The sequence below is a fragment of the Nonomuraea wenchangensis genome, from assembly GCF_900111685.1.
GTDB classification, from domain to species: domain Bacteria; phylum Actinomycetota; class Actinomycetes; order Streptosporangiales; family Streptosporangiaceae; genus Nonomuraea; species Nonomuraea wenchangensis.
Genome location: NZ_FOHX01000002.1, coordinates 201,024 through 226,230, shown reverse-complemented (window position 1 = coordinate 226,230; position 25,207 = coordinate 201,024). Strand labels below are relative to the sequence as shown.

General features: G+C 72.5%; 9 protein-coding genes. 5 read left to right on the top strand and 4 right to left on the bottom strand.

All coding sequences use genetic code 11. The features are described 5' to 3' along the window. A partial coding sequence (locus tag BMW85_RS51805; protein ID WP_177240499.1) for a type I polyketide synthase occupies positions 1-4,251 on the top strand: 4,251 nt, incomplete at its 5' end. A 1-nt stretch (position 4,252) separates the two neighbouring features. Here BMW85_RS51805 and BMW85_RS05285 read toward each other — a convergent pair. Then, the gene (locus BMW85_RS05285) at positions 4,253-4,978 is read right to left on the bottom strand and encodes a thioesterase II family protein (RefSeq protein WP_091077619.1); all 726 of its coding nucleotides are present in this window, start codon (positions 4,976-4,978) and stop codon (positions 4,253-4,255) included. Positions 4,979-5,049: 71 nt separating this feature from the next. Further along, a complete protein-coding gene (locus tag BMW85_RS05280) occupies positions 5,050-7,404 on the bottom strand; it encodes a penicillin acylase family protein (RefSeq protein ID WP_091078880.1) in 2,355 nt (784 codons plus the stop codon). A 280-nt stretch (positions 7,405-7,684) separates the two neighbouring features. Between BMW85_RS05280 and rfbA the strand changes: the two genes are divergently transcribed. Genes rfbA through BMW85_RS05260 form a run of 4 tightly spaced genes read left to right on the top strand, consistent with a single transcriptional unit; the run spans position 7,685 to position 11,287 of the window. After that, positions 7,685-8,560, top strand: a complete 876-nt coding sequence (rfbA, locus tag BMW85_RS05275) for a glucose-1-phosphate thymidylyltransferase RfbA (protein WP_091077616.1) — start codon at positions 7,685-7,687, stop codon at positions 8,558-8,560. After that, entirely contained in the window at positions 8,557-9,510 is a 954-nt protein-coding gene (gene rfbB / locus BMW85_RS05270; protein ID WP_091077613.1) for a dTDP-glucose 4,6-dehydratase, read from the top strand. Before rfbA ends, rfbB begins: the two co-directional genes overlap by 4 nt. A 53-nt stretch (positions 9,511-9,563) precedes the next feature. Further along, complete coding sequence (gene rfbC / locus BMW85_RS05265) at positions 9,564-10,178, top strand: dTDP-4-dehydrorhamnose 3,5-epimerase (protein ID WP_091077611.1); 615 nt, start codon at positions 9,564-9,566, stop codon at positions 10,176-10,178. Then, entirely contained in the window at positions 10,175-11,287 is a 1,113-nt protein-coding gene (locus tag BMW85_RS05260; RefSeq protein ID WP_091077608.1) for a DegT/DnrJ/EryC1/StrS family aminotransferase, read from the top strand. The genes rfbC and BMW85_RS05260 overlap by 4 nt, the downstream gene beginning before the upstream one ends. Positions 11,288-11,431: 144 nt before the next feature. Here the strand turns inward: BMW85_RS05260 and BMW85_RS05255 are convergent, their stop codons facing one another. Beyond that, positions 11,432-22,237, bottom strand: a complete 10,806-nt coding sequence (locus BMW85_RS05255; protein WP_091077606.1) for a type I polyketide synthase — start codon at positions 22,235-22,237, stop codon at positions 11,432-11,434. Next, on the bottom strand, positions 22,234-25,101 hold the full coding sequence (locus tag BMW85_RS50790) for an AMP-binding protein (RefSeq protein ID WP_245774636.1): 2,868 nt from the start codon (positions 25,099-25,101) through the stop codon (positions 22,234-22,236). Before BMW85_RS50790 ends, BMW85_RS05255 begins: the two co-directional genes overlap by 4 nt. Positions 25,102-25,207: the final 106 nt, after the last annotated feature.

The window sequence follows — 25,207 nt, the reverse complement described above, 5'->3', positions numbered from 1 at the left end:
GGCCTGCGGGAGATCATCCTCGGCGAGAGCGACGTGCTGGACCAGACGGTGTTCGCGCAAGCCGGCCTGTTCGCCTTCGAGACAGCGCTCTACCGGCTCCTCGAATCCCTGGGGGTCCGGCCCGACTTCGTGGCCGGACATTCGCTGGGCGAGATCACCGCCGCTCACGTGGCAGGGGTGCTGGAACTGGCGGACGCGTGCCGGTTGGTGGCCGCTCGCGGCAGGTTGATGCAGGCGCTCCCGGCCGGCGGAGCGATGGCCGCGATCGGCTGCGGCGAAGAGGAAATCGCCCCCGTGCTGCGTGGTGACATTTCGGTGGCTGCGGTGAACGCGCCTGGTGCGGTCGTGGTTTCGGGCGCGGCCAGCCAAGTGGAGCAGGTCATCGACTGGGCGCGGGAGCGCGGATACCGGACCCGGCCGTTGCGGGTCTCGCACGCGTTCCATTCACCGCTCATGGAGCCGATGCTGGCCGAGTTCGAGCAGGTCGTCGCGGGATTGACGCTGCGGCGGCCGGAGCTGGCGCTGGTGTCCAACGTCTCAGGTGATCTGGCCGGCGAAGAGATCACTGACCCCGGCTATTGGGTGGAGCATGTGCGGCGGCCGGTCCGGTTCGCCGACGGCGTCCAAGTCATGCGGGAACGCGGCGTCACCCACTTCCTGGAGGTCGGCCCGGACGCGCAGCTCACTCCCATGGTCGAGCAAACGCTCACCCGCCAGGACGGCGAAGAGCCCTCGGTGGTGGCGTTGCTGCGCCGCGACCGCGACGAGATCACCCAACTGGTCGCCGGACTGGGCCAGGCATGGACGCGCGGCACCGGCGTGGACTGGACCGCCTGGCCGACCGGTGCACGCGGCAGCGACCTGGAGCTGCCCACCTACCCCTTCCAGCACCGCCGCTACTGGCTGCAGTTGCCTTCGACCGGCGACCCGGTCGCGCTCGGCCAGACTTCTGTCGATCATTCGATCCTGGGTGCGGTGGTGGAGCAGCCTGACGGCGGCGCGATCCTGACCGGCCGGTTGTCGGTCAGCGCCCAGCCCTGGCTGGCCGATCACGTCATCAACGGCACCGCGATCCTGCCCGGCACGGCATTCGTCGAGCTCGCCCTGCGCGCGGGTGACCAGGTCGGCTGCCCGGCCATCGACGAGCTCACTCTCCACGCCCCCCTGCCCATCCCCGACACCGACGGCGTCACTCTCCAGATCATCCTGAGCCCACCCGACGAGGACGGCCGGCGCCAGATCGGCATCCACTCCAAGGACGACCACGGAAACTGGACCCGGCACGCCACCGGCACCCTCACCCCCACCCCCGCCATCCCCGCCGACCTGAGCCACGCCTGGCCACCACCGGACGCCCAGCCACTGGACGTCACCGGCCTCTACGACCGCCTGGTCGACCACGGCTACGGCTACGGCCCCGCCTTCCACGGCCTCACCCACGCCTGGCAACACGGCGACGACCTCTACGCCGAGGTGTCGCTGCCGACCGACGTCGCGGACCCAGCGGGCTACGGCGTGCACCCGGCGCTGCTCGACGCGGCCATGCACGTGGGCATGCTGGCAGGACAGGGGGCGGGGGAAGACGGTCCGCTGATCCCGTTCAACTGGAACGGTGTCAGCCTGCACGCCGCCGGCGCCGCCACGCTACGCGTACGTCTGCGCCGCCTGGACGGCGACGCGGTCACCCGGCTGGATATCGCTGACTCGTCCGGCCGCCCGGTGGTGTCGGTGGAGGAGTTGACCGCGCGACCGCTCGCTCCCGGGCAGTTGAGCGGCGCGATCCCGGCCCAATGGTTGTACGAGGTGGCCTGGCGTCCGGTGGGCGAGCGTGGTGCCGAGGCCGTAGGGGCCGCTGCCGAGGTGCTGGACGTCGCTTCTTTGACAGGCGCCGGAGAGCCGGTGGACGGCGACGTCCCGGCCCGGGTACGGCGGGTCGTCGGCCAAGTCCTGAACGAATTGCAGACCTGGCTGACCGAGGGCGACACCCGACCGGTAGTGGTGGTGACCAGGGGCGCGGTCGCCGTGACCGACGCGGAGACGCCGGACCCGGCTCAGGCGGCGGTCTGGGGCCTGGTGCGTGCCGCTCAGTCGGAGGAACCCGGCCGGATCACCCTGGTCGACCTCGACCCGGACCTGGCAGGCGCGCAGGTCACCGACGGCATGTCGACCCCAGCGCTGCGGAGCGGCGAACCACAGGTCGCGTTGCGCGGCGACCGCCTCTGGGCGCCCCGCCTGGAGCGGGCCCGTCTCCGCGAGGAGCTCGCGACGCCCTGGCCGACCGACGGGACCACGCTGATCACCGGCGGCACCGGCGGCCTGGGCGCCCTGATGGCCCGGCACCTGGTCACCGAACACGGCGTGCGCCGCCTGCTGCTGATCTCCCGCCGCGGCCTGGACGCCCCCGGCGCCGCCGAACTCCGCGACGAACTGACCGAGCAGGGCGCGGAGGTGACCGTCGCCGCCTGCGACGTCGCCGATCGGGACGCCCTCACCGTACTGCTGGAGGAGATCCCCGACCTGCGCGCCGTGGTGCACAGCGCGGGGGCGAGCGCGAACGCGGTCCTCGCCGACCTCACGCCCGAGCTGGTCGACCAGGTGGCCGCGCCCAAGGCGGACGCCGCCTGGCACCTGCACGAGCTCACCCAGAAGCATGACCTGGCCGAGTTCGTGCTGTTCTCCTCGTCGGCGTCGCTGGTGGACAACCCGGGCCAGGGGAACTACGCGGCGGCGAACGCCTTCCTCAACGCGCTGGCCGAGCAGCGCCGGGCGGCGGGCCTGCCGGCGCGGACGCTGGCCTGGGGGCTGTGGGGCGGCGAGGCGGGCATGCAGAGCCTGCTGCGTGACGACGACCTGGCCAGGATCCGCCGCTGGGGCATGCTGCCGCTGCCGGTGGACGCGGGGCTGGCCTTGTTCGACGCGGCCCGGCGGGCGGATGCCGCCGTGCTGGCGCCGATCCGGCTGGACCCGGCCGCGGTGCGCGCCCGCGCGGACGGCGTTCCGGCGCTGCTCCAGGACCTGGCGCCGGCCGTACGGCGCACGACGGCGGCGCCGGGCGGGAACGAGCTGGAACCGCTGGCCGCGCTGGGCCCGGAGGAGCGCCTGGAGCGCCTGGTCGAGCTGGTACGCCGGCGCGCCGCCCAGGTGCTCGGACACGCGGACCCGGAGCCCGTCGAGCCGGACGCGGACCTGGTCGGCCTGGGCCTGGACTCGCTGGCCGCCATGGAGTTGCGTAACGCGCTCAACTCGGCCACCGGCGTCCGGCTGCCGGCCACCGCGGCCTTCGACTACCCGTCGGTCAGGGCGCTGGCCAGAGTGCTGGACGAGGAGATGGCTCCGGCGCCGGTCGCCGCGGCGCCCGGCGTACCGGCGACGGCGCACGGCGACGGGCCGGCCGCACAGGACGTGCCGGGTGCGGCGGAGACGTTGAGCGGCCTGTTCCGCGCGGCCGCCGCCGCCGGCAAGATCGAGGAGGGGATGACGCTGCTGCACGCCGCCGCCGCCGTCCGTCCCCGGTACGGCGTGGCCGACGCGCCGGCCCGTACCCCGGTGGTTTTGTCCACCGGCCCGCGTCGGCCTCGGCTGTTCTGCCTGAACTCGCCGATGGCCTTCGGCGGGCCGCACCAGTTCGTGCCGCTGGCCACGGAGTTCCGCGAGGTGCGTGACCTGGCCGTGCTGCCGGTGCCGGGGTTCGTCAGGGAGGAGAGCCTGCCTGACTCGCTGGACGCGCTCGTGCACGGGCTGGCCCGGGCGGTGACCGGCGGCGCGGAGGCCGTCGCGGAGCCGTACGCGCTGGTCGGGTACTCCGCCGGCGGGGTGTTCGCGCACGCGCTGGCCGGCGCGATGGCGGCGGCCGGGCAGGGCCCGGCCGCGGTGATCCTGCTCGACACGCACGTGCCCGGGGCGGGGGAGAGCACCGCGGTCTGGTCGTCGATCGTGGGCGGCCTGCTCGACCGGGAGGCCGTGTTCGGCCCGTTCACCGCCGCCCGGCTGTCGGCGATGGGCTGGTATGCCGCGCTGCTCTCCCAGTGGCGGCAGGGCGAGCTGGCGGCGCCGACGCTGTTCATCCGCGCCAACCAGGGGGTGGCGACGCCCGGCGGGACGACCGCGGGCGTCGGCGCGGGCTGGCAGCCGGCCATCACCCCTGGTACGGCGGTGCGCGAGGTGGCCGCCGACCACTTCAGCATCCTGGAGTCCGAGGCGCGGCAGACCGCCGCCGTGATCGAGGAATGGCTGGCTCAGCTGTCCGGGTGAGTCACCCGGACAGCGCGACGAGCGCGTCGGTCACCTCGGCCACCTGGTCGTCCAGGTAGAAGTGCCCGCCGGGGAAGATCCGCAGGTCGAAGCGGCCGGTGGTGTTCCGCTGCCAGGCGCGTGCCTCTTCGACCGTGGTCTTCGGGTCGTCGTCGCCGACGAAGACGACGAGGGGGCAGCCGACCGCGGCGTCCGAGTCGGACTTGTAGGTCTCCACCGCCCGGTAGTCGGCGCGCAGCGCCGGCAGCACCATCTCGAACAGCTCCGGGTCCTGCAGGAACACCGGGTCGGTGCCGTTGAGCTTGCGGAGTTCGGCGGCCACGCCGGCCGGGTCCCGCCGGTGCACCCACTCGTCACGGTAGGTGGACGGGCCGCGCCGGCCGGAGGCGACCAGCAGGTGCGGCGCCGTGCCGCGCCGCTCCAGGAGCAGGGCGAGCTCGAAGGCGACCAGCGCGCCCATGCTGTGCCCGAACAGCAGCGTGGGCCGCTCGTCGTCGGGGAGCGCGTCGGCGACGCCGGCGGCCAGCAGGCGCACGTCCGTCAAGGGCGGCTCGTGCCGGCGCTCCTGCCGGCCCGGGTACTGCACCGTGTGGGCGTCCAGCGCCGGGTGCAGCGCGGCGGACAGCTTGAAGTAGGCGCTGGCCGCGCCTCCGGCGTGCGGCAGCACGATGACCCGCGCCGGGGCGTCCGGCGCGGGGTGAAATCGCTTGATCCAACGCTCGTCCACGTCGTTCCTTCCGCAGTGATTCGTTCGCCGCCCCGCGGTGAGCCCTGGTGAGCTCACCGCGAGCCCGGCGATCACCCGCGGCCGGACGCCGCGGGCACCAGAGTGATGATGCTTTCCGTGTTCCGGGCGACCGCGGCCGCGCTGTAGAGCAGCGGCACCTGGGTTCCGGACGTCCAGGCGGCGGCGAGGTCCGAGTAGTGCGGGCTCGCCGGGTCCCCGGACTGCCCGGGGGCGCTCACGAAGGTGGAGTTGTCCCAGGCCCCGACGTCCAGCACCATCCGGTACGCGGCCCCGGACTGCGACCGGTAGAACCCTCGGTAATAGGTCGAGGCGTCCACCGTGGTCACGGAGCCGCCCCGGGGGAACGGGCCCACGCTGTCGCCCAAGGGGTTGGTGAACAGCGCCTGGTGCAGGCTTCCCCAGCGCCAGGCGGCCGGGTCGGCGCCGAGCTTGCCACGGACCTCGGCGTAGGCCGCGCGCAGCGTCTGCTGCACGAGCCGGTTCCGCACGGCGACGCCGTCCGTCCCGAACCAGCGCTCCGGCCGCTCCAGCGCGTCGATCACCTGCCGGGCGTCGGCGCGCGGCACCCGGGCGGCCACCGCCGCGGGCATGAACTGGGCGAGGAACGCCGGGCCGAGATGGCTGATGAGCCAGGGCTCGAACAGCGCGGCGCCGGGGGAGTCGGCGCTGGCCGTGCCGTCGTAGGCGAGCAGGTGCCGCAGCGCGGCCACGGTGTCCGGGTCGTCGCCGGCCGGGATGTCGCGCAGCACCGCGACGATGCGCCGGGCGTACTCGTCGACCTGGTCGCGCTGGAGCCGCGCCATCTCCGACGTGGTGTGCCGGGTGGAGCCGGACAGCACGTCCGAGATGCGTTCCTTGCGCGCCGACGGCTCCCACTCGTAGCCGACGCGCACCGGGTGGCCGGACGGCATGTCGTACTCGTTCGCCGAGGCGATGAAGCCGCTCTTGGGGTTGCTCACCTTGGGCAGCTCGGCGCCGTCGTGGAAGCCGTCCCATTCGTAGCGGCCGTCGCCGGGCACCGGCAGCAGCCCGTCGTGCCGTGGCCGCCGGGGGACCAGCGCGCCGGGCACCCAGCCGATGGTGCCGGAGGTGTCGGCGTAGATCAGGTTCTCCGGCGGCGCGGCCCAGCGCCGCACCCGGGCGGTGAACTCGGGGAAGCTCCGCGCGGTCATCGCGTCGAGACCGGTGAGGTACGGCGCCGCTCCCGGCTCCGACCAGGCGGTGCGCAGACCGAACGCGAGGCCGCGCGCCGCGTCCACCTTGAGCACCGGGCCGTGCCGGGAGAAGGTCAGCTCCACCTGGCGGGGCGTCGAGCCGGCCACCGGCACCTCCTCCCGCACCGTGGTGAAGGGCACCCAGCGGCCACGGTAGAGGTAGCGGCCCGGGTCGTCCGCCTTCAGGCGGTACACCTGGAGGTCTTCCTGGTCCGCGGCGAAGACGGTGAGCGAGAAGGCGGCGCGGTCGTTGTGCCCCAGGGAGATGCCGGGCAGCACCGGCTCGCCGGCGCCGATCACGTCCAGGCCGGGCGCGGACAGGTGGGCGACGTAGCGCAGCGCCGGGGCCGTGGTGGAGCGGTGCGGGTCGCCGGCGAGGATGGACCGGCCGGTGGCGGTGCGCGACGGCGCGAGCGCCCAGGCGTTCGACCCTCCGGGCGCCGGCGGCTCCGACCGGAGCGTGACACCGTCGAAGGTGACCGACGAGATGCCGAGCAGGTAGGTGTCGAGCACGTCCGCGGGCACGTCGCACGGGTCGAGCCCGTCCGGCACCTGAGGTTCGTGCGCGGGCTCCAGCTTGACGAGCGCCCGCGCGGCGGACTGTCCATTGGCGCACATCGCGGCCGCGCGCAGCGCCTCGGGGTACGCGTTGAGCGCCAGCCCGTGGCTGCGGATGCGCACCACGTCCTCGGGCTGCCAGCGGTCCGGCCGGTGACCCAGCCGGCGGAACTCCGGCGGCAGCGCCTCCGGGTGCGCGTTGACCCAGTCGACGTAGGCGTTGATGCCACGGACGAACGCGGTCACGGCGCGGCGCGTGTCCGGCCCGTAGGCGGCCCACTCCCGCTGCATGTCACCCCGGTACAGGAAGAGCCGGGCGGCCCGGTCCCTCTCCACGTAATTCGGCCCGAAGGCGGACGACAGCAGGCCGAGGCCGCGCCGCCGCCACAGGTCGAGCTGGAACAGCCGGTCCCGCGCCGCGTTGTACCCCTGCGCGAGGAACACGTCGTCGGTGTTGCGCGCGTACAGGTGCGGCACGCCGTAGCGGTCCACCACCAGCCGCACCGGCTCCCGCAGCCCGGGGACCTCGCGCGTGGAGGCGTCCACCGCGGCCTGCTCCGCCCGCGCGGGAACGGCCGGCGTGAGTGACAACACCGCGGTGACGATCGCGGTGACGGCACGGCGTAATGTCATGTTCCGCACCCGCCGGGCTCCCTCCGGAAGACGTCAATGTGGAAAAAATTCTCGTCGCCGGGGAGAGGCCGGGTAAGCCCCTACCCTCCCCTAATCCGGGTGGCTCACCGTGGCTGTGCGAAACCGGGCCTGGACGCCCCCTATTCGCCGGTCACAGGGGCTTTGGCGGTCCCTCGCCGATACCCCTGATGCTCCCCCTCTCTCCGGTCCGCGACCTTGCCGCTCCGCTCCGCCCCTGCTTAGCCTCGGGACACTTCCACGCAGCAGAGAGGTATAGGCCGTGAAAGGAATCGTTCTCGCGGGAGGTCGCGGAACGCGGCTGCATCCGATCACCGCCGTGGTTTCCAAACAGCTGCTCCCGGTGAGCGACAAGCCGATGATCTATTACCCGATATCGGTGCTCATGTTGGCCGGCATCAGGGACATCCTGCTCATTTCCTCGCCCGACCAGGTGCCCAACTACGTGCGGCTGCTGGGCGACGGCGCCCGCTTCGGGCTGAACATCTCCTACGCCTCCCAGGAATCGCCGGACGGGATAGCACAGGCGTTTCTCCTCGGCGCCTCCCACATCGGCGACGGCCCGGCCGCGCTGATTCTCGGCGACAACATCTTCCACGGCCCCTCCTTCTCGGAGGTGCTGGAGGAGAACGCGCGGGACGTGCAGGGGTGCGTGCTGTTCGGATATCCGGTGAGCGATCCCGGCCGGTACGGAGTCGGGACGACCGACGAGAGCGGACGCCTGATCTCGATAGAGGAGAAACCGGCGAAGCCGCGCTCCAACAGGGCCATCACCGGCCTCTACTTCTACGACAACGACGTCATCGACATCGCCGAGAATCTCAAGCCGTCCGAACGGGGCGAGCTGGAGATCACCGACGTGAACCTGGCCTACCTACGGGAGGGCAGGGCCAGACTGGTGGACCTCGGCAGAGGTTTCGCCTGGCTGGACACCGGCACGCCGGAGACGCTGCTCCAGGCCGGACAGTACGTGCAGACCCTCGAACAACGCCAAGGCGTGCGCATCGCCTGCCTGGAGGAGGTGGCGCTCCGCATGGACTTCATCGACGCGGAGGAGTGCTATCGGCTCGGAGCCGAGCAGTCGCAGTCCGGCTACGGCCAGTACGTCATGAGCATCGCGAGCAGTTACTCGCGATGAGGATCCTGGTCACCGGCGGCGCCGGTTTCATCGGCTCCCACTACGTCCGCACCCTGGCCGAGCGGGGCGACTGCACGCTGACGGTTCTCGACAAGCTCACCTACGCGGGCAACCTGGCCAACCTGGCGCCCGCCGACGGCCGCTTCACGTTCGTCCGCGGCGACATCTGCGACGCCGCCCTCGTCGGCGAGCTGGTGGCCGCGCACGACCAGGTGGTGCACTTCGCCGCCGAGACCCACGTCGACCGGTCCATCAGCGGTGCGGGGGAGTTCGTCCGCACCAACGTGACGGGGACGTACACGCTGCTCGCGGCGGCGGTCGAGCACGGGCTCGGCACGTTCGTGCACATCTCGACCGACGAGGTGTACGGCTCCATCCCCGAAGGCTCTTGGGGGGAGGAGCAGCCGCTGGCGCCCAGCTCGCCGTACTCGGCGTCGAAGGCGTCGTCCGACCTGCTCGCCCTCGCCTACCACCGGACGTACGGGCTGGACGTGCGGGTGACCCGCTGCTCCAACAACTACGGGCCGTACCAGTTCCCCGAGAAGGTCATCCCGCTGTTCGTCTCCCGCCTGCTCGACGGCGGCAAGGTCCCGCTGTACGGGGACGGCATGAACGCCCGCGACTGGCTCCACGTGTCCGACCACGTCGCGGGGATCGAACACGTACGGCAGGGCGGCCGGCCGGGAGAGGTCTACAACATCGGCGGCGGCACCGAGCTGACCAACCTCGAGCTGACCGGGCTGCTCCTCGAAGCGTGCGGCGCCGGATGGGAGCACGTGGAGTTCGTCGAGGACCGCCTGGGCCACGACCGCCGCTACTCCGTCGACGACGGCAAGATCCGCGCCGAGCTGGGCTACCGCCCGGCCGTGGACTTCGAGAAAGGCCTGGCCGAGACGGTCGAGTGGTACCGCGACAACCGCGCCTGGCACGAGGCGCATAAGGGGCCCTAGGGGTTGCCGCCGCTGATCATGGCGACCCACCATAACGTCGAAGGAGGGATCCGATGCGGATTCGCGAACTCGGCATCGGCGGGGCGTTCCTCGTCGAGCCCAAGGTCTTTCCCGACTCCAGAGGACTGTTCCTCGAAGTCTTCAAACAGCCTGCCTTCGCCGAGGCCGTCGGTCACCCGCTGACCGTGGCCCAGGTCAACTGCTCCGTCTCCACCCGCGGCACGATCCGCGGGCTGCACGCCATCCACCTGCCCGGCCAGGCCCGCTACGTGAGCTGCCCGAGCGGCGCCGTCCGCGACATCGTCGTGGACATCAGGGTGGGCTCGCCCACGTACGGCGAGCACGTGGTGGCGGAGCTGAGCGAGGACAACCGGCACGCGCTCTACCTGGCCGAAGGGCTCGCGCACGGGTTCGCCCCGCTGACCGGGCAGGCCACCGTCTTCTACCTGTGCTCCAGCACCTGGTCGCCGGAGAGCTCGTACGAGGTGAACCCGCTGGACCCCGACCTCGACCTGCCCTGGCCGCGCGACCACGAGCCCGTGCTGTCGGACAAGGACCGGGCCGCGCCCTCGCTGAAAGAGGCCGAACGGCTCGGCATCCTGCCTTCCTACGCCGACTGCCTGGCCCGTTACGCCGAACTCGCCACACCGGACGGAGCGCCGCGTTGATCCCGCTGTTCAAGGTCGCCATGTCGGAGTCGGCTCCGGCCGCGGTCGCCGAGGTCGTCGGCAGTGGCCAGATCGGCCAGGGCGCCAAGGTCGCCGCGTTCGAGCAGGCGCTGGGGGAGCGGATCGGCAACCCGCGCGTCGCCACGGTCAACAGCGGCACCTCGGGGCTGCACCTGGCGCTCCACATGGTCGCCGCGGCCGGGGACGACGAGGGCGAGGTGCTGTCCACGCCCCTGACGATGGAGGCCACCAACTGGGCCATCCTCGCCAACCGGCTGCGCATCAAGTGGGTGGACGTCGATCCCGCCACGCTCAACGTCGACCTCGACGACCTGGCCCGCAAGATCTCCCCCCGCACCCGCGCGATCGTCGTCGTGCACTTCGCCGGCTATCCGGTGGACCTCGGGCGGCTGGCGAAGATCCTCGACGAGGCCGAGGCGACCTTCGGGTTCCGCCCCGTGGTGATCGAGGACTGCGCTCACGCGTGGGGCGCCACCTACCAGGGCGGCCGCATGGGCACCCACGGCAACGTCGCGGTGTTCAGCTTCCAGGCGATCAAGCATCTGACCACCGGTGACGGTGGCGCTCTGGTGCTGCCGGACGACGAGCTGCACGAGCGGGCCACGCTGCTCCGCTGGTTCGGCATCAGCCGCGGCGCCGACCGGCTGCGCAACCCGCCGGACGTCGCCGAGTGGGGCTACAAGTTCCACATGACCGACATCAACGCCGCGATAGGGCTGGCCAATCTGGACTGGGCAGAGGAGGTCGTCGCCCGGCACCGGGCGCACGCCGCCCACTACGACCGGGAGCTCGCCGGCGTGCCGGGGCTGGAGCTGACCGAACGCGCGCAGGACCGCGAGTCGTCCTTCTGGATCTATCCCGTCAAGGTCGAGGACCGCGCCGGCTTCATGAAGCGCATGGACGAGGCCCAGATCATGGTCAGCAACGTCCACGAACGCAACGACACCCACACCTGCGTCCGCCGGTACGCCACGCTGCTGCCCGGACTCGACAGCGTGGCCGAGCGCGTCGTCTGCCTGCCCGTGGGCTGGTGGGTGACCGAGGAGCAGCGCGATCACATCGTCGAGACCGTACGTCGCGGCTGGTGAGAGCGGACCGCACCAACAGCTAGACCCGAGGGCTTGCCATCCATGTGATGCGCAGGCCCTTCTTCTTTGGCTCTTCGGCCGAACATGAATGCGGCGGGCGCTGGAGTGGAACCTGCGCCCGCCGCCCGATCTCAAGAACCTCCGCTATCCGTTGCCGCCCAGCTCCCGGTCCAGGATCTCGAAGAGCTCCTCCGCGGAGGCCGCGGCGAGCCGCTCGTCCTCCTCCGCCTTGGACGGACCGTCCGCCACGGGGGGAGCAGGCTCGGGAGCCACCGGCTCCGCCGGAGCCAGCCGCTCGGCCAGGTAGCGGGCGACCGCGGTGGCGTTCGGCTGGTCGAAGGCGAGCGTGGCGGGCAGCGGCAGGCCGGTACGCCGCCGCAGCCGGTTCCGCAGCTCGACGGCGGCCAGCGAGCTGAAGCCGAGCTGTACGAAGCCGCGCTCGGCGTCGATCACGTCCGCGCTGTCGTGCCCGAGCGCCACCGCCGCCTCGGCCTGGACCAGCTCGACCAGCATCCGGTCCCGCTCGCGGGCGGGCAGCCCGGCCAGCCGCTCGCGCAGCTCGGCCGCGCCGTTCGACTCGCTGGTCCGTTCGGCCACGGTGGCCGTACGGCGCACGCCCACGAAGTCACGCAGGAGCGCGGGCAGGTCGTCGCCACGAGCCCGCAGCGTGCGGACGTCCGGCTGGATCGGCGCCAGCACCGGCGCGGGCACGCGCAGCGCCGCGTCGAACAGCGCCAGCCCGGTGTCCGCGGAGATCGCCGGGATGCCCAGATTGCGGACCCGGGCCAGGTCGGTGTCCTGCAACGGCCCGCCCAGGCCGGTGTCCACCGCCCACATCCCCCACGTCAGTGAGGTGGCGGGCAGCCCGGCGGCGGCGCGCTCCGCGGCGAGCGCGTCGAGGAAGGCATTGGCCGCCGCGTAGTCGCCCTGCCCGGCGGCGAGCACCATCCCTCCTGCGGAGGAGAACAGCACGAAGCGGGCGAGGTCGTGCTTCTGGGTGAGCTCGTGCAGGTGCCAGGCGGCGTCCGCCTTGGGCCGCAACACGTGGTCCAGCCCCTCCTCCGTCAGCGTGCCGAGCACCCCGCCGGCCATCACTCCCGCGGTGTGCACCACGGCGCGCAGGCGGTGGGCGTCGGGGATCCCCTCCAGCAGCACGGTGAGGGCGTCCCGGTCGGCCACGTCGCAGGCGGCGACGATGACCTCCGCGCCCTGCTCGGTCAGTTCGTCGCGGAGTTCGGCGGCGCCGGGGGCGTCCAGGCCGCGGCGGGAGATCAGCAGCAGGCGTCGCACGCCGTGTTCGGTGACCAGGTGCCGGGCCATCAGGGCGCCCAGGCCGCCGGTGCCGCCGGTGATCAGCGTGGTCCCGTCGACCGGCCAGGTCCCGTCGTACGGGTCGGCGGCGCGCGACACCCGGTCGGCGCGACCCCTGGGCGGGAGCGCGGCACGGGTCAGCCGGGGGACCCACGGCCGGCCGTCACGGATCGCCAGCTCGGGCTCGCCGGCAGCCAGGGCGGCGCGCACGCCGTCCGACAGCTCGCCGGCCCGATCCAGGTCGACCAGGATGATCCGGCCGGGGTTCTCCTCCTGGGCGGCCCGCACCAGGCCCCAGACCGCGGCCCGCGCCGGATCCGGAGCCTCGGTGTCGCGCACCGCCACGGCGCCCCGGGTGACCACCACCACCGGCCGGGCGTCCGCCTCGGCCGACCAGTTCTGCAGCCCGGCAAGGACCGGACGCAGGGCACGCCGCACTCGATCCGGCACACCGCCGCCCGACGCCTCGCCGGTGCCGTCGATGACGAGCGCGCCGGAGACGTCCACGCTGCCGACGGAACCCGGCTGCGCGACCGGCCGCCACGTCACCGCGAGCAGCGAGTCCGAGGCCGGGCGGGCCTTCGCCAGCGCGTCGGCCTGAACCGGCCGGGACACCACCGTCTCCACCGTGGCCACCGGCCGTCCGGCGGAATCGGCCAGGTCCAGCCGGGTGACCTCGTCGCCGTCCAGCCGGCGCAGCCGTACTCGCACCGCGTCGGCGCCGGCGGCGTGCAGGGTGACGCCGTGCCAGTTGAACGGGATCAGCGTGGCCTTCGGCCCCGCCACCAGGTCCACGTGCATTGCGGCGTCGAGGAGCGCGGGGTGCAGGCCGTATCGGGTGGTCTGTCCGGCTTCTTCGGGGAGGGTGATGTCGGCGTAGAGGTCGTCGCCGTGTTGCCAGGCGTGGGTGAGGCCGTGGAAGGCGGGGCCGTAGCCGTAGCCGTGGTCGACCAGGCGGTCGTACAGGCCGGTGGTGTTCAGCGGCTCGGCGCCCGCCGGTGGCCAGGCGTGGCTCAGGTCGGCCGGGATGGCGGGGGTGGGGGTGAGGGTGCCGGTGGCGTGCCGGGTCCAGTTTCCGTGGTCGTCCTTGGAGTGGATGCCGATCTGCCGTCGGCCGTCCTCGCCGGGTGCGGTCACGGTGACCTGCACGACGACGCCACCGCTGGTGTCCGGGATGGGCAGCGGAGTGTAGAGGGTGAGCTCGTCGATGACCGGGCAGCCGACCTGGTCGCCGGCGCGCAGGGCGAGCTCGACGAAGCCGGTGCCGGGCAGGATCGCGGTGCCGTTGATCAGGTGATCGGCCAGCCACGGCTGGACGGTGACCGACAACCGGCCGGTCAGGATCGCGCCGCCGTCAGGCTGCTCCACCACCGCACCCAGGATCGGGTGGTCGGCGGCGGTCTGGCCGAAGGCGGCCAGGTCGCCGGTCGGGGCGGGCTGCAGCCAGTAGTGCCGCCGCTGGAAGGGATAGGTGGGCAGGTTCAGCTGGCTGGTCCGGGCACCGGTGGTCCAGTCCACGTCGGTGCCGCAGGTCCAGGCATGGCCCAGTCCGGCGATCAGTTGGGTGGTCTCGTCGCGGTCGCGGCGCAGCAGCGCCACCACCGAGGGCTCTTCGCCGTCCTGGTGGGTGAGCGTTTGCTCGATCATCGGGGTGAGCTGGGCGTCCGGGCCGGCTTCGATGAAGCAGCTGACTCCGTGCTCGCGCAGAGTGGTGACGGTGTCGGCGAATCGGACCGGCCGGCGTACATGCTCCACCCAATAGCCGGGATCGGTGATCTCTTCGTCGGCCAGCTCACCTGAGACGTTGGACACCAGCGCCAGCTCTGGCCGTCGCAGCGTCAGCCCCGCGACGACCTGCTCGAACTCGGCCAGCATCGGCTCCATCAACGGCGAGTGGAACGCGTGCGACACGCGCAACGGCCGGGTCCGATACCCCTGCTGCTGTGCCCACTCCACGACCTCGGCGACCTGCTCGGCCGCGCCCGAGACCACCACGGCACCGGGCGCGTTCACCGCCGCCACCGAGATCTCGCCACGCAGCATGGGGGCGATTTCCTCTTCGCCGCAGCCGATCGCGGCCATCGCTCCGCCGGCCGGGAGCGCCTGCATCAACCTGCCGCGAGCGGCCACCAGCCGGCACGCGTCCGCCAGATCCAGCACCCCAGCTACATGCGCGGCGGTGATCTCGCCCAGCGAATGCCCGGCCACAAAATCAGGTCGGACCCCCAGGGATTCCAGGAGCCGGTAGAGCGCTGTCTCGATGGCGAACAGGCCGGCTTGCGCGAACACCGTCTGGTCCAGCACGTCGCTCTCGCCGAGGATGATCTCCCGCAGGCCCACGCCACCGGCCAGGTCGGTCACCGCGAGTTCGGCTTCCAGGAGTGAGCACGTCTCGTCGAAGGCTCGGGCGAACACCGGGAAAGCCGCATGCAGTTCGCGGCCCATCCCGGGCCGCTGGGCCCCCTGGCCGGAGAACAGCACGGCCATCCGGCCCGGTCGCACCCGCCCCTGCACCACCGAGGCCGGTTCCGGCTCTCCGGCGGCCAGCGCTCGCAGCCCGGCCAGCAGATCCTCCCGGTCGGCTGCCAGCAGCACCGCCCGGTGCTCCAGCGCAGCCCTGCGTGCCAGTCCGGCCGCGACCTCCAGAGGATCGGCCTCGTCGTTCTCGGTCATGAAGCCGGCCAGCCGGTCGGCCTGCGCCCGCAGCGCAGCCTCGCTCTTGGCCGACAGCAGCACCGGAAGCGTGGCCGGCACGTTCACCGCCGACGGCTCCTCCGCGGGCGGCTCTTCCACAATCACATGAGCGTTGGTGCCGGAAATGCCGAACGACGACACCCCCGCCCGGCGCGGCCGACCCTCGACCTGCGGCCAGGGCTGGGGCTCGGTGAGCAGTTGAACCGCGCCGCCGGACCAGTCCACCTTCGACGACGGCGCGTCCACATGCAGCGTCTTGGGCAACAGGCCGTGCCGCATCGCCAGGATCATCTTGATGATGCCGGCGACGCCGGCCGCCGCCTGGGTGTGGCCCAGGTTCGACTTCACCGACCCCAGCCACAACGGCGACTCCCGGTCCTGACCGTAGGCGGCCAGCAGCGCCTGGGCCTCGATCGGGTCGCCCAGCGAAGTGCCGGTGCCGTGTCCTTCGACCACGTCCACCTGCGCAGGACGGATCCCCGCCGATGCCAGCGCCTGAGCGATCACCCGCTCCTGAGAGGGGCCGTTAGGCGCGGTCAGCCCGTTGGACGCCCCGTCCTGGTTGACCGCGCTGCCGCGCAGCACCGCCAGCACCTGATGGCCACGGCGCCGGGCGTCCGACAGCCGCTCCACCACCAGCACGCCCACGCCTTCGCCCCAGCCGACACCATCAGCCGCGTCGGCGAACGACTTACACCGCCCATCGGCGGCCAGCCCTCGCTGGAGACCGAAGTCGGTGAAGGTGTCCGGTGTGGACATCACCGTCACCCCACCGGCCAGTGCCAGATCACACTCACCCGAACGCAACGCCTGCGCCGCCAGATGCAGCGCCACCAGCGACGACGAACACGCCGTGTCCACGGAAACCGCCGGCCCTTCCAGGCCGAACGTGTACGCCACCCGCCCGGACACCACGCTGGCCAGGCTGCCGTTGCCCAGGTAGCCGGCATACTCCTCCGGCACCTGGCCCGGCCGAGTGCCCCAGTCGTGGTACATCACTCCGGCGAACACCCCGGTCGAGGTGCCGCGCAGCCCGGACGGGTCGATGCCGGCCCGCTCCAGGGCCTCCCAGGAGGTCTCCAGGAGAAGCCGCTGCTGCGGGTCCATGGCCGTGGCCTCACGCGGGCCGATATCGAACGGGGCGGGGTCGAAGTACGCCGCGTCGTGCAGGAATCCGCCCTGCTGGGTGTAGGTACGTCCCAGCTTGCCGGGCTCGGGGTCGTAGATGCCGGTGATGTCCCAGCCTCGGTCGGTGGGGAAGCCGGTGATGCCATCACGGTCATCGACCAGCAACTGCCAAAGGTCTTCCGGACTGGTCACCTGGCCGGGGAAACGACACGCCATCCCGACCACCACGATCGGATCACCAGCAGAGCTGGTCGGTGTGGCGGCCGGAACCGGACGGCGGGCAACGGTCCCCGACAGAGCAGCATCCAGATGCGCAGCCAGCGCGCGCGGAGTCGGATGATCGAACACCAGGGTAGGAGTGAGCCGCAGCCCGGTCACCGTGTGCAGCCGGTTACGCAACTCCACCGCGGTCAGCGAATCGAACCCGAACTCCTGGAAAGGCCGATCGGCATCGATGGCCTCAGCGCTGTCATGACCCAAGGTGGCCGCGGCCTGACCGCAGACCACATCCAGCAACCGCCGCTGCCGCTGCTGAGCCGACAGATGCGCCAGCTCCGCCACCACCGGCGGCACCTCACCGTCCCCGCCAGCTGCAGAGGTGTCGGCGGTGGGACGCGCGGCGGGACCGGCCAGCTCGCGCAACAGAGCCGGCAGATCATCTCGTCGTCCCAGCGCGGCCGGATCGAACCGGGCCGCCACCAGGTGAGGCTGACCGGCTTCCAAGCCGGCGTCCAGCAGGGCCAGCCCCTGATCCGCGGTCAGCGAGACATGTCCCGCGGCGCGCATCCGCGCCTCATCCCGCGCGCCGATCCGGCCGGCCATGCCCCGTTCCTCGGACCACGGTCCCCATGCCAGCGACACCGCCGGCAGACCGGCCGCGGCCCGGGCGACCGCCAGCGCATCGACGAAGGCGTTGGCCGCCGCGTAGTTCCCTTGCCCGGCCCCGTCCACCACTCCGGCCAGCGACGAGAACACCACGAATCGGGCCAGCTCACCATCACGGGTCAGCTCGTGCAGATGCCAGGCCGCATCCACCTTCGGCCGCAGCACCGCCTCCACCCGCTCGGCGGACAACGAAGAGATCACCCCGTCGTCCACCACCCCCGCCGCATGCACCACCGCACGCAGAGGGTTGGCGTCGGAGATCCCTTCCAGCAGCGTGGCGAGAGCGTCCCGATCACCCACGTCGCACGCGGCGACGGTGACCTCGGCGTTCAGCCCGGCCAACTCGTCGCGGAGTTCGGCAGCTCCGGGCGCGTCCATGCCCCGGCGGGAGACCAGCAGCAGATGCCGCACACCATGCTCGACCACCAGATGCCGCGCCACCAGAGCACCCAGCCCACCCGTACCGCCGGTGATCAGCGTGGTCCCATCGGTCGGCCAAGCCGCCACGGACTCCTCGCCACTCACCGGACCAGAACCGGGGGACGTCACCCGCCTCAGCCGCGGCACCCACAACCGGCCGCCGCGCAGCGCCACCTCCGGCTCACCGGAAGCCAGCGCCGCCGCCACCGCGTCGGCCATCTCACCTGCGTCGGTTTCCAGATCGACCAGTGCGATCCGGCCCGGATTCTCCGCCTGCGCGGCCCGTACCAACCCGAACACGGCGGCCTGAAGCGGGTCCACCTGCCCGCCGTCGGTGGCGACCGCACCTCGGGTGACCACCACCAGCCGGGCGTCGTCTCCCGGTTCCCGAGTCAGCCACTCCTGCAAGCGGGCCAGCACCGAACCCACGCCTTGGCGCAGGCGGTCCAGCAGCTCACTGTCGGCGGATCCGGCCCTGGCCCACTCGGTGGTGTCGATCACCAGATCTGCGCCGGTGCCGCCCGGCGACACCGTCACGTCCACCGGCCGCCACATGATCTCGTGCAGCCACTGGTACGCCGCAGAGCGCGAGCTCGACCATTGCGCCGGCACCGCACGGTAAGCCAGCGACGTCACCGTGGCCACCGGCCGGCCCACAGGGTCGGCGAGGTCGAGCCGGACCCCGGATTCGTCGTCCGGGCGCAGCCTGACCCGGGCCGCACGCGCCCCGTCGGCATGCAGCGACACCCCGCGCCAGGCGAACGGCAAGGCCGTGTCCTGGTCGTGGCCGGGCATCAGGTCCGTGCCGTGCAAGGCCGCGTCGAGCAGCGCCGGGTGCACGCCGAAGCCCGTTGCCTCCACCCCGTCGGCCAGCGCCACCTCGACGAACACTTCCTCGCCGCGCCGCCAGGCTCGGGTGAGGCCGCGGAAAGCGGGGCCGTAGCCGTAGCCGCGGTTCGCCATCGCCGGGTAGAGGCCGGTGACGTCGAGCGGTTCCGCGCCCGGCGGTGGCCAGTTCGCGAACTCCTGTGCCGACGCCGCCACGGGAGCCGGGGCGGGGGAGAGGAAGCCGGTGGCGTGCCGTAGCCAGATGCCGTCTTCGCCTATGGAGTGGATCTCCACGGGCCGCCGCCCGTCAGCGTCGGATCGGCCGGCGATCACCTGGATCGTCACCTGGCCCCGACTCGGCAGCTCCAGGGGGGCGTGCAGGGTGAGTTCGTCGATGGCCGGGCAGCCGACCTGGTCGCCGGCGCGCAGGGCGAGCTCGACGAAGGCGGTGCCGGGCAGGATCGGGGTGGCGTTGATGACGTGATCGGCCAGCCACGATTGAGCGCTGACCGACAACCGGCCGGTCAGGATCGCGCCGCCGTCGGGCTGTTCCACCACCGCACCGAGGATCGGATGGCCGGCGGCACCCAGACCGAGCGCGGCCGGGTCACTGGCCGGAGCGGGCTGCAGCCAGTAGCGGCGGTGCTGGAAGGGGTAGGTGGGCAGTTCCAGGTCACTGCTGCGGGCACCGGTCGGCCAGGCGGTCCAGTCCACGCCGGTGCCGCACGTCCATGCCTGGCCCAGTCCGGCGATCAGTTGAGCGGTCTCGTCCCGATCGCGGCGCAGCAACGCCACCACCGAGGGCTCTTCGCCGTCCTGGTTGATGAGGGTCTGTTCGACCATGGGGGTGAGCTGGGCGTCCGGGCCGACCTCCAGGAAGTGGGCGACGCCGCGTTCCCGCATGACTTGGACGCCGTCGGCGAACCGGACCGGCCGGCGCACATGCTCCACCCAATAGCCGGGCTCGGTGATCTCCTCGCCGGCCAGCTCACCTGAAACGTTGGACACCAGCGGCAGCTCCGGCCGCCGCAGCGTCAGCCCCGCCACGACCTGGCCGAACTCGGCCAGCATCGGCTCCATCAACGGCGAGTGGAACGCGTGCGACACCCGCAACGGCCGGGTCCGATACCCCTGTTGCCGCGCCCACTCCACGACCTCGGCCACCTGATCGGCCGCACCCGACACCACCACGGCACCGGGCGCGTTCACCGCCGCCACCGAGATGTCGCCACGCAGCATGGGGGCGATCTCGTCTTCGCCGCAACCGATCGCGGCCATCGCGCCCCCGGCCGGCAACGCCTGCATCATCCGCCCGCGAGCGGCCACCAGCCGGCACGCGTCCGCCAGATCCAGCACCCCGGCCACATGCGCGGCGGTGATCTCACCCAGCGAATGCCCAGCCACGAAATCAGGCCGGACCCCGAACGACTCCAGCAGTCGGAACAACGCCGTCTCGAACGCGAACAGCCCGGCCTGCGCGAACACCGTCTGATCCAGCACCCCATCGGCACCACGCTCGCCGAGGATGATCTCCCGCAGCCTTACACCATCGGCCAGGCCGCCGACCATCCCCGCGGTTTCGATGGCGGTGAGTTCGGCCTCCAGCAGGGCGCACGCGTCGTCGAAGGCACGAGCGAACACCGGGAAAGCCTCATACAGGCCGCGGCCCATCCCGGGCCGCTGGGCACCCTGACCGGAGAACAGCACGGCCACCCGGCCGGGCCGCACCCGGCCCTGCACCACCGAAGCCGCCGACTCTCCAGCCGCCAGCGCCCGCAGCGCGGCCAGCAGATCCTCCCGGTCCGCCGCCGGCAGCACCGCCCGGTGCTCCAGCGCAGCCCGGCGCACCAGCTCAGCCGCCACCTCCACCGGACCGGCCGCATCGTGCTCGGTCACGAACCCGGCCAGCCGCTCGGCCTGCGCCCGCAGCGCGGCCTCGCTCTTGGCCGACAGCAGCACCGGAAGCACCGGAAGCGCGGCCGGCACCTTCGCCGCCGACGCCTCCTCAGCGGGCGGCTCTTCCAGGATCACATGAGCGTTCGTGCCGGAGATGCCGAACGACGACACCCCCGCCCGGCGCGGCCGGCCCTCGACCCGCGGCCATTGCCGGGCCTCGGTCAGCAGCTCCACCGCCCCACCGGACCAGTCGATCTTCGACGAGGGCGCGTCCACGTGCAGCGTCTTGGGCAGCAGCTCGTGCCGCATCGCCATGACCATCTTGATCACGCTGGCGATGCCGCCGGCCGCCTGGGTGTGGCCCAGGTTGGACTTGGCCGAGCCCAGCCACAGCGGCGACTCCCGGTCCTGGCCGTAGGTGGCCAGCAGCGCGTGCGCCTCGATCGGGTCGCCCAGTCCGGTGCCGGTGCCGTGCGCGTCGACCGCGTCCACGTCCGCGGGCTCCAGCCGGGCGGCGGCCAGCGCGTCCCGGACGAGCCGGCGCTGTGCGGGGCCGCTCGGCGCGGTCAGCCCGTTGGACCTGCCGTCCTGGTTGATCGCGGTGCCGCGCACCACGGCCAGCACCCGGTGCCCGTTGCGGCGGGCGTCCGACAGCCGCTCCACCACCAGCACCCCGACGCCCTCGGAGAACGCGGTGCCGTCCGCGGCTTCGGCGAACGCCTTCACCCGGCCGTCCGGGGCGAGCCCCCGCTGCCGGCTGAACGCGGTGAACATGCCCGGGCTGCCCATCACGGCCACCCCGCCCACCAGGGCGAGGGACGACTCGCCCGAACGCAGCGAGGAGCAGGCCAGGTGCAGCGAGACGATCGCGCCGGAGCACGCGGTGTCCACCGTGATCGCGGGCCCGGACAGGCCGAGCAGATAGGCGAGCCGGCCGGTGACCACACTCGGCGCGTTGCCGGTCATCAGGTAGCCGTCCAGGCCCTCGGGCGCCTGGTGCACGCGCACGCCGTACTCGTGCACCTCGGCGCCGAAGAACGTGCCGACGGGCCGGTCGCGCAGCGACGTCGGGTCGATGCCCGCGTGCTCCAGCGCGGCCCAGCAGGTTTCCAGCACCACCCGCTGCTGCGGGTCCATGGCCAGCGCCTCGCGCGGGTTGATGCCGAAGAAGTCCGCGTCGAACCCGGTCGCGTCGGGCAGGAAGCCGCCGCGATCCACGTAGCTCTTCCCCGGGGCGTCCGGGTCCGGGTCGAAGAGGTTCTCCAGGTCCCAGCCGCGGTCCGTCGGGAAGTCGCCGAGCACCTCGCGTTCCTCGGCGAAGATCCGCCACAGCCCTTCGGCGGTGTCGACGCCGCCGGGGAAGCGGCACCCGATGCCGACGATGACGACCGGGTCGGCGTCGGCGTCGGGCGTGGCGTCCAGGACGTCCGCGCGGTCCGCCCCCGGCTCCGGCACGGGCAGACCGAGTACGGCGGCGCGGACGTACTCGGCCACCAGCTCGGGCGTCGGGAAGTCAAAGGCCAGGGTCATCGGCAGCGTCACGCCGGTGGCGGCGACCAGCCGGTCGTGCAGGTCCACCGCGGCCAGCGAGTCGAGGCCGAGCTCACGGAACGGTGCGCTGGAGGTCACCTCGGCCAGCTCGCCGCCCTCCACTCCGAGCAGCGACTCCCTGGTCTCCCGGAGCACCAGTTCCAGGAGCACCCGGCGCTGCTCCGCGGCGGGCAGCTCGTCGAGGCCGTCGAGCCCGGCCTCGAAGGGGCCGCCGTGGTCGCCAGGAAATGCCATCATGCGCTCCGGGGGTCGGGGTTCAGCGGCGGGTCGTAGACGCGTTGGCGTTGCAGCTGGGAGACGGAGACGATCTCGCCCCCGCGGATCACCACTTCGGTGGGCGCGGGGCGGCCGAGGAACAGCGACAGGCTGGCGGTGAGGCCGTAGGCGCCCGCGTGCGGGATGGTCACCAGATCGCCGGGGGCGGGGTCGGGCAGCTCGACCTCGCGGGCGAGCAGGTCGCCGGGCGTGCACAAGGGCCCGGCCAGCGCGGCCTTGCGGCCGGGCGCGGCGGCGGGCGGCGTGTCGCCGTTCGGTCGCGCGGGCTTGACCTGGACCGGGAGCAGCCGGCCGAGCCCGGCCATGCCGCCGAACGCGTTGATCCCCGCGTCCAGGATGGCGAAGGTGCGGCCCCGGCTCTCCTTGATGTTGATGACGGTGGTGTGCAGCTCGCCGCAGTCGGACACCAGGTAGCGGCCGGACTCGCAGGCGATGCTCGGCCGGCCCTCCCGCCACTGCGGCAGGTGCCGGTCCAGCGCCTCTTCCAGGCCCTTGCGCAGGTTGGGGTAGCCGGGCCGGGTGCCGGGCACGCCGTACGGCGCGGAGAACCCGCCGCCGAGATCCACCAGCTCCAGCGGTTCGCCCAGGATGCGCTGCACCTCGGCGGCGACCGTCACGGTGTGCTGGAACTCGCCGATCAGGCTGTCCTCGTCCGCGGCGTTGCTGAGCGGGAAGAAGTGGGCGCCGACGATCCGGACGCCGGGAACCGCGCGCATCGCGTCCACCTGCGCCGGCAGGTCCTCCATGTCGTTGCCGAACTGGGAGGGGGTGCCGGTCATCCGGATGCTGGTGGCGGCGGCCGCGGTGGCGCTGTTGACGCGCAGCAGGCATTTCGCGACGGTGCCCTGCGCGGTGGCGGCGGCGCCGACGTGTTCGAGGTCGGTGAGCGACTCCACGGAGAACAGCCGCACCCCGGCGGCGAGCGCCTCGGCCAGCTCCCCGGCGGTCTTGCCGGGTCCGGTGTACAGGCAGTCGGCGCCGGTGAAGCCCGCGGCCAGCGCGGCGGCCAGCTCCCCGGTGGAGCTGATCTCCGCCCGGCAGCCGCCGTCGCCCGCCGCCGTACGCAGCGCGCGGGCCACGTCCGGGTGCGGGTTGGCCTTGAGCGCGTAGTAGATCGCGGTGCCTTCCGGCATGAAGTCGGCCAGGTCCCGGTACGCCGCCGTGACCCGGTCCAGGTCGTACACGTAGAGCGGGGACCCGAACCGGCGGACCAGCTCCTCACGCGGGATGCCCGGCGGCTTCCGGTGGGGCTCCGCCTGCCGCGCCGAGTCCTGGGGCGCCGCCGCGCCCGTCTCCTGCGCGTGCAGGTGGCGCAGCCGGTCGCGGGCGTGCTTGCCGTGCGCGGACTGCGGGATCTCCTGGACCACCCTGCAGACCGCGGGCACCTTGGCCGGCTCCAGCCGGGCGGCCAGCTCGCGGAGTACGGCGTGGGGTTCCAGCGTCGCCCCGTCGGCGGCCTCGACGTAGATCGCGAGGTCGTGGTCGTCGTCCGGGGGCAGCGCGGCGGCCGCCCGTACCCCGGCGATGTCGAGCGCCGCCGCCTCGATCTCCACGGTGCTCATCCGGATGCCCTTGCGTTTGAACATGTCGTCCCTGCGGCCGTCGAAGTAGAGGTATCCGTCCTCGTCGAGGTGGCCGTAGTCGCCGGTGTGCAGGCGCGGCTCCCCGGTGCGCGGGTCGCGGCGGAAGGTCTTCGCGGTCACCTCGGGGTTGCGCCAGTACCCCGGCATGACGTGCGGGCCGGTCACCACGATCTCCCCGGTCGTCCCGGTGGGCACCGGGTTCCCTTCGGGGTCGAGAATGTGTACGGCGGTGCCGGCCAGCGGCCGTCCGACGGAGTCCGGGCGCTCCCGGTCCTCCTCCGGAGGCATGACGGAGATGCGCTTGCACTCGGTCTGGCCGAACTGGCGGACCACCCGGGCGCCGGGGAAGTGGGTCCGCAGCGCCTCGATGGTGGTGGCGGGCAGCGCCGCGCCGGTGTTGGTGAACAACCGCACCCCGGGAGTGGGCTCGCTCTTCCGCTGCGCCGAGGCGATGATCATGTTGGCCAGCGAGGGCACGATCGGCACCACCGTCGCCCGGGTCTTCCTGAGCTGGTCGACCAGCCGCAGGTCGGCGCCGGCGTCGGCGAAGACCACCTCGGCGCCCACGGCGCAGGTCATCAGCAGCTTGTAGAGCCCGTAGTCCCAGGACATCGGAAACCGGCAGAAGACCACGTCGTCCGGGCGGTAGCCGAGCGCCTCGACGAGCGCCACGGTGGCGAAGCAGACCTGGGCGTGGGGGAGGATGACCGCTTTCGGCTCCGCCGTGCTGCCCGAGGTGTACACCAGCGCGGCCAGGTCCGCGGGGTCGATCTCACTCGGTACGGTCCCGCGCGCCCCTCGGCTCGCGAGCTCGGTCACCTCGTCCCAGACCGTTCGGAAGTCGTGGACCGGTGCGCCGGTGAGGGCGCGTACGTCGTCGGGCTTCCCGTCGGCGGACGCGACGATCACCAGCGCGGGGTCGGCGTTCTCGAGCACCGAACGCAGGTGGAAGTTCTTCATCGCCGGGTTGAGCGGCACGAAGACGGCTCCGCGGCGGGAGACGCCGAAGAACAGCGCGGCCAACCGGCGGTCGGTGGGGGCCTGCACCACCACCCGCGAGCCCCGGCCGACGCCGTGCCGGTCCAGCCAGTTGTCCACCGCGTGGCTGGTCGTATCCAGTTCGTGATAGGTCCAGATCCCGGTGGAGTCCCTTACGGCTGGCGACTCGGGAAACTCCGCGGCGCTTTGGTCGAGAAAATCGTGGATGAATGTCCCGTTGTATCTCGGCCGGTTATTCCGCATAATCGACGATCTCCCTCAGGCGGCGGAGTTCAGGCTAAGCCGGGGCTCCGCCCCAGATGTACCCCTAGCCGCCCCTAACGTCGGGGCCGGTCGGCCTATGGTCGCG

What these genes read in the sequence shown, in the direction of transcription:
- BMW85_RS05280 (WP_091078880.1), bottom strand. Translation starts at nt 7,404, where the DNA reads ATGACATTACGCCGTGCCGTCACCGCGATCGTCACCGCGGTGTTGTCA.
- rfbB (WP_091077613.1), top strand. Translation starts at nt 8,557, where the DNA reads ATGAGGATCCTGGTCACCGGCGGCGCCGGTTTCATCGGCTCCCACTAC.
- rfbC (WP_091077611.1), top strand. Translation starts at nt 9,564, where the DNA reads ATGCGGATTCGCGAACTCGGCATCGGCGGGGCGTTCCTCGTCGAGCCC.
- BMW85_RS05255 (WP_091077606.1), bottom strand. Translation starts at nt 22,237, where the DNA reads ATGATGGCATTTCCTGGCGACCACGGCGGCCCCTTCGAGGCCGGGCTC.
- BMW85_RS50790 (WP_245774636.1), bottom strand. Translation starts at nt 25,101, where the DNA reads ATGCGGAATAACCGGCCGAGATACAACGGGACATTCATCCACGATTTT.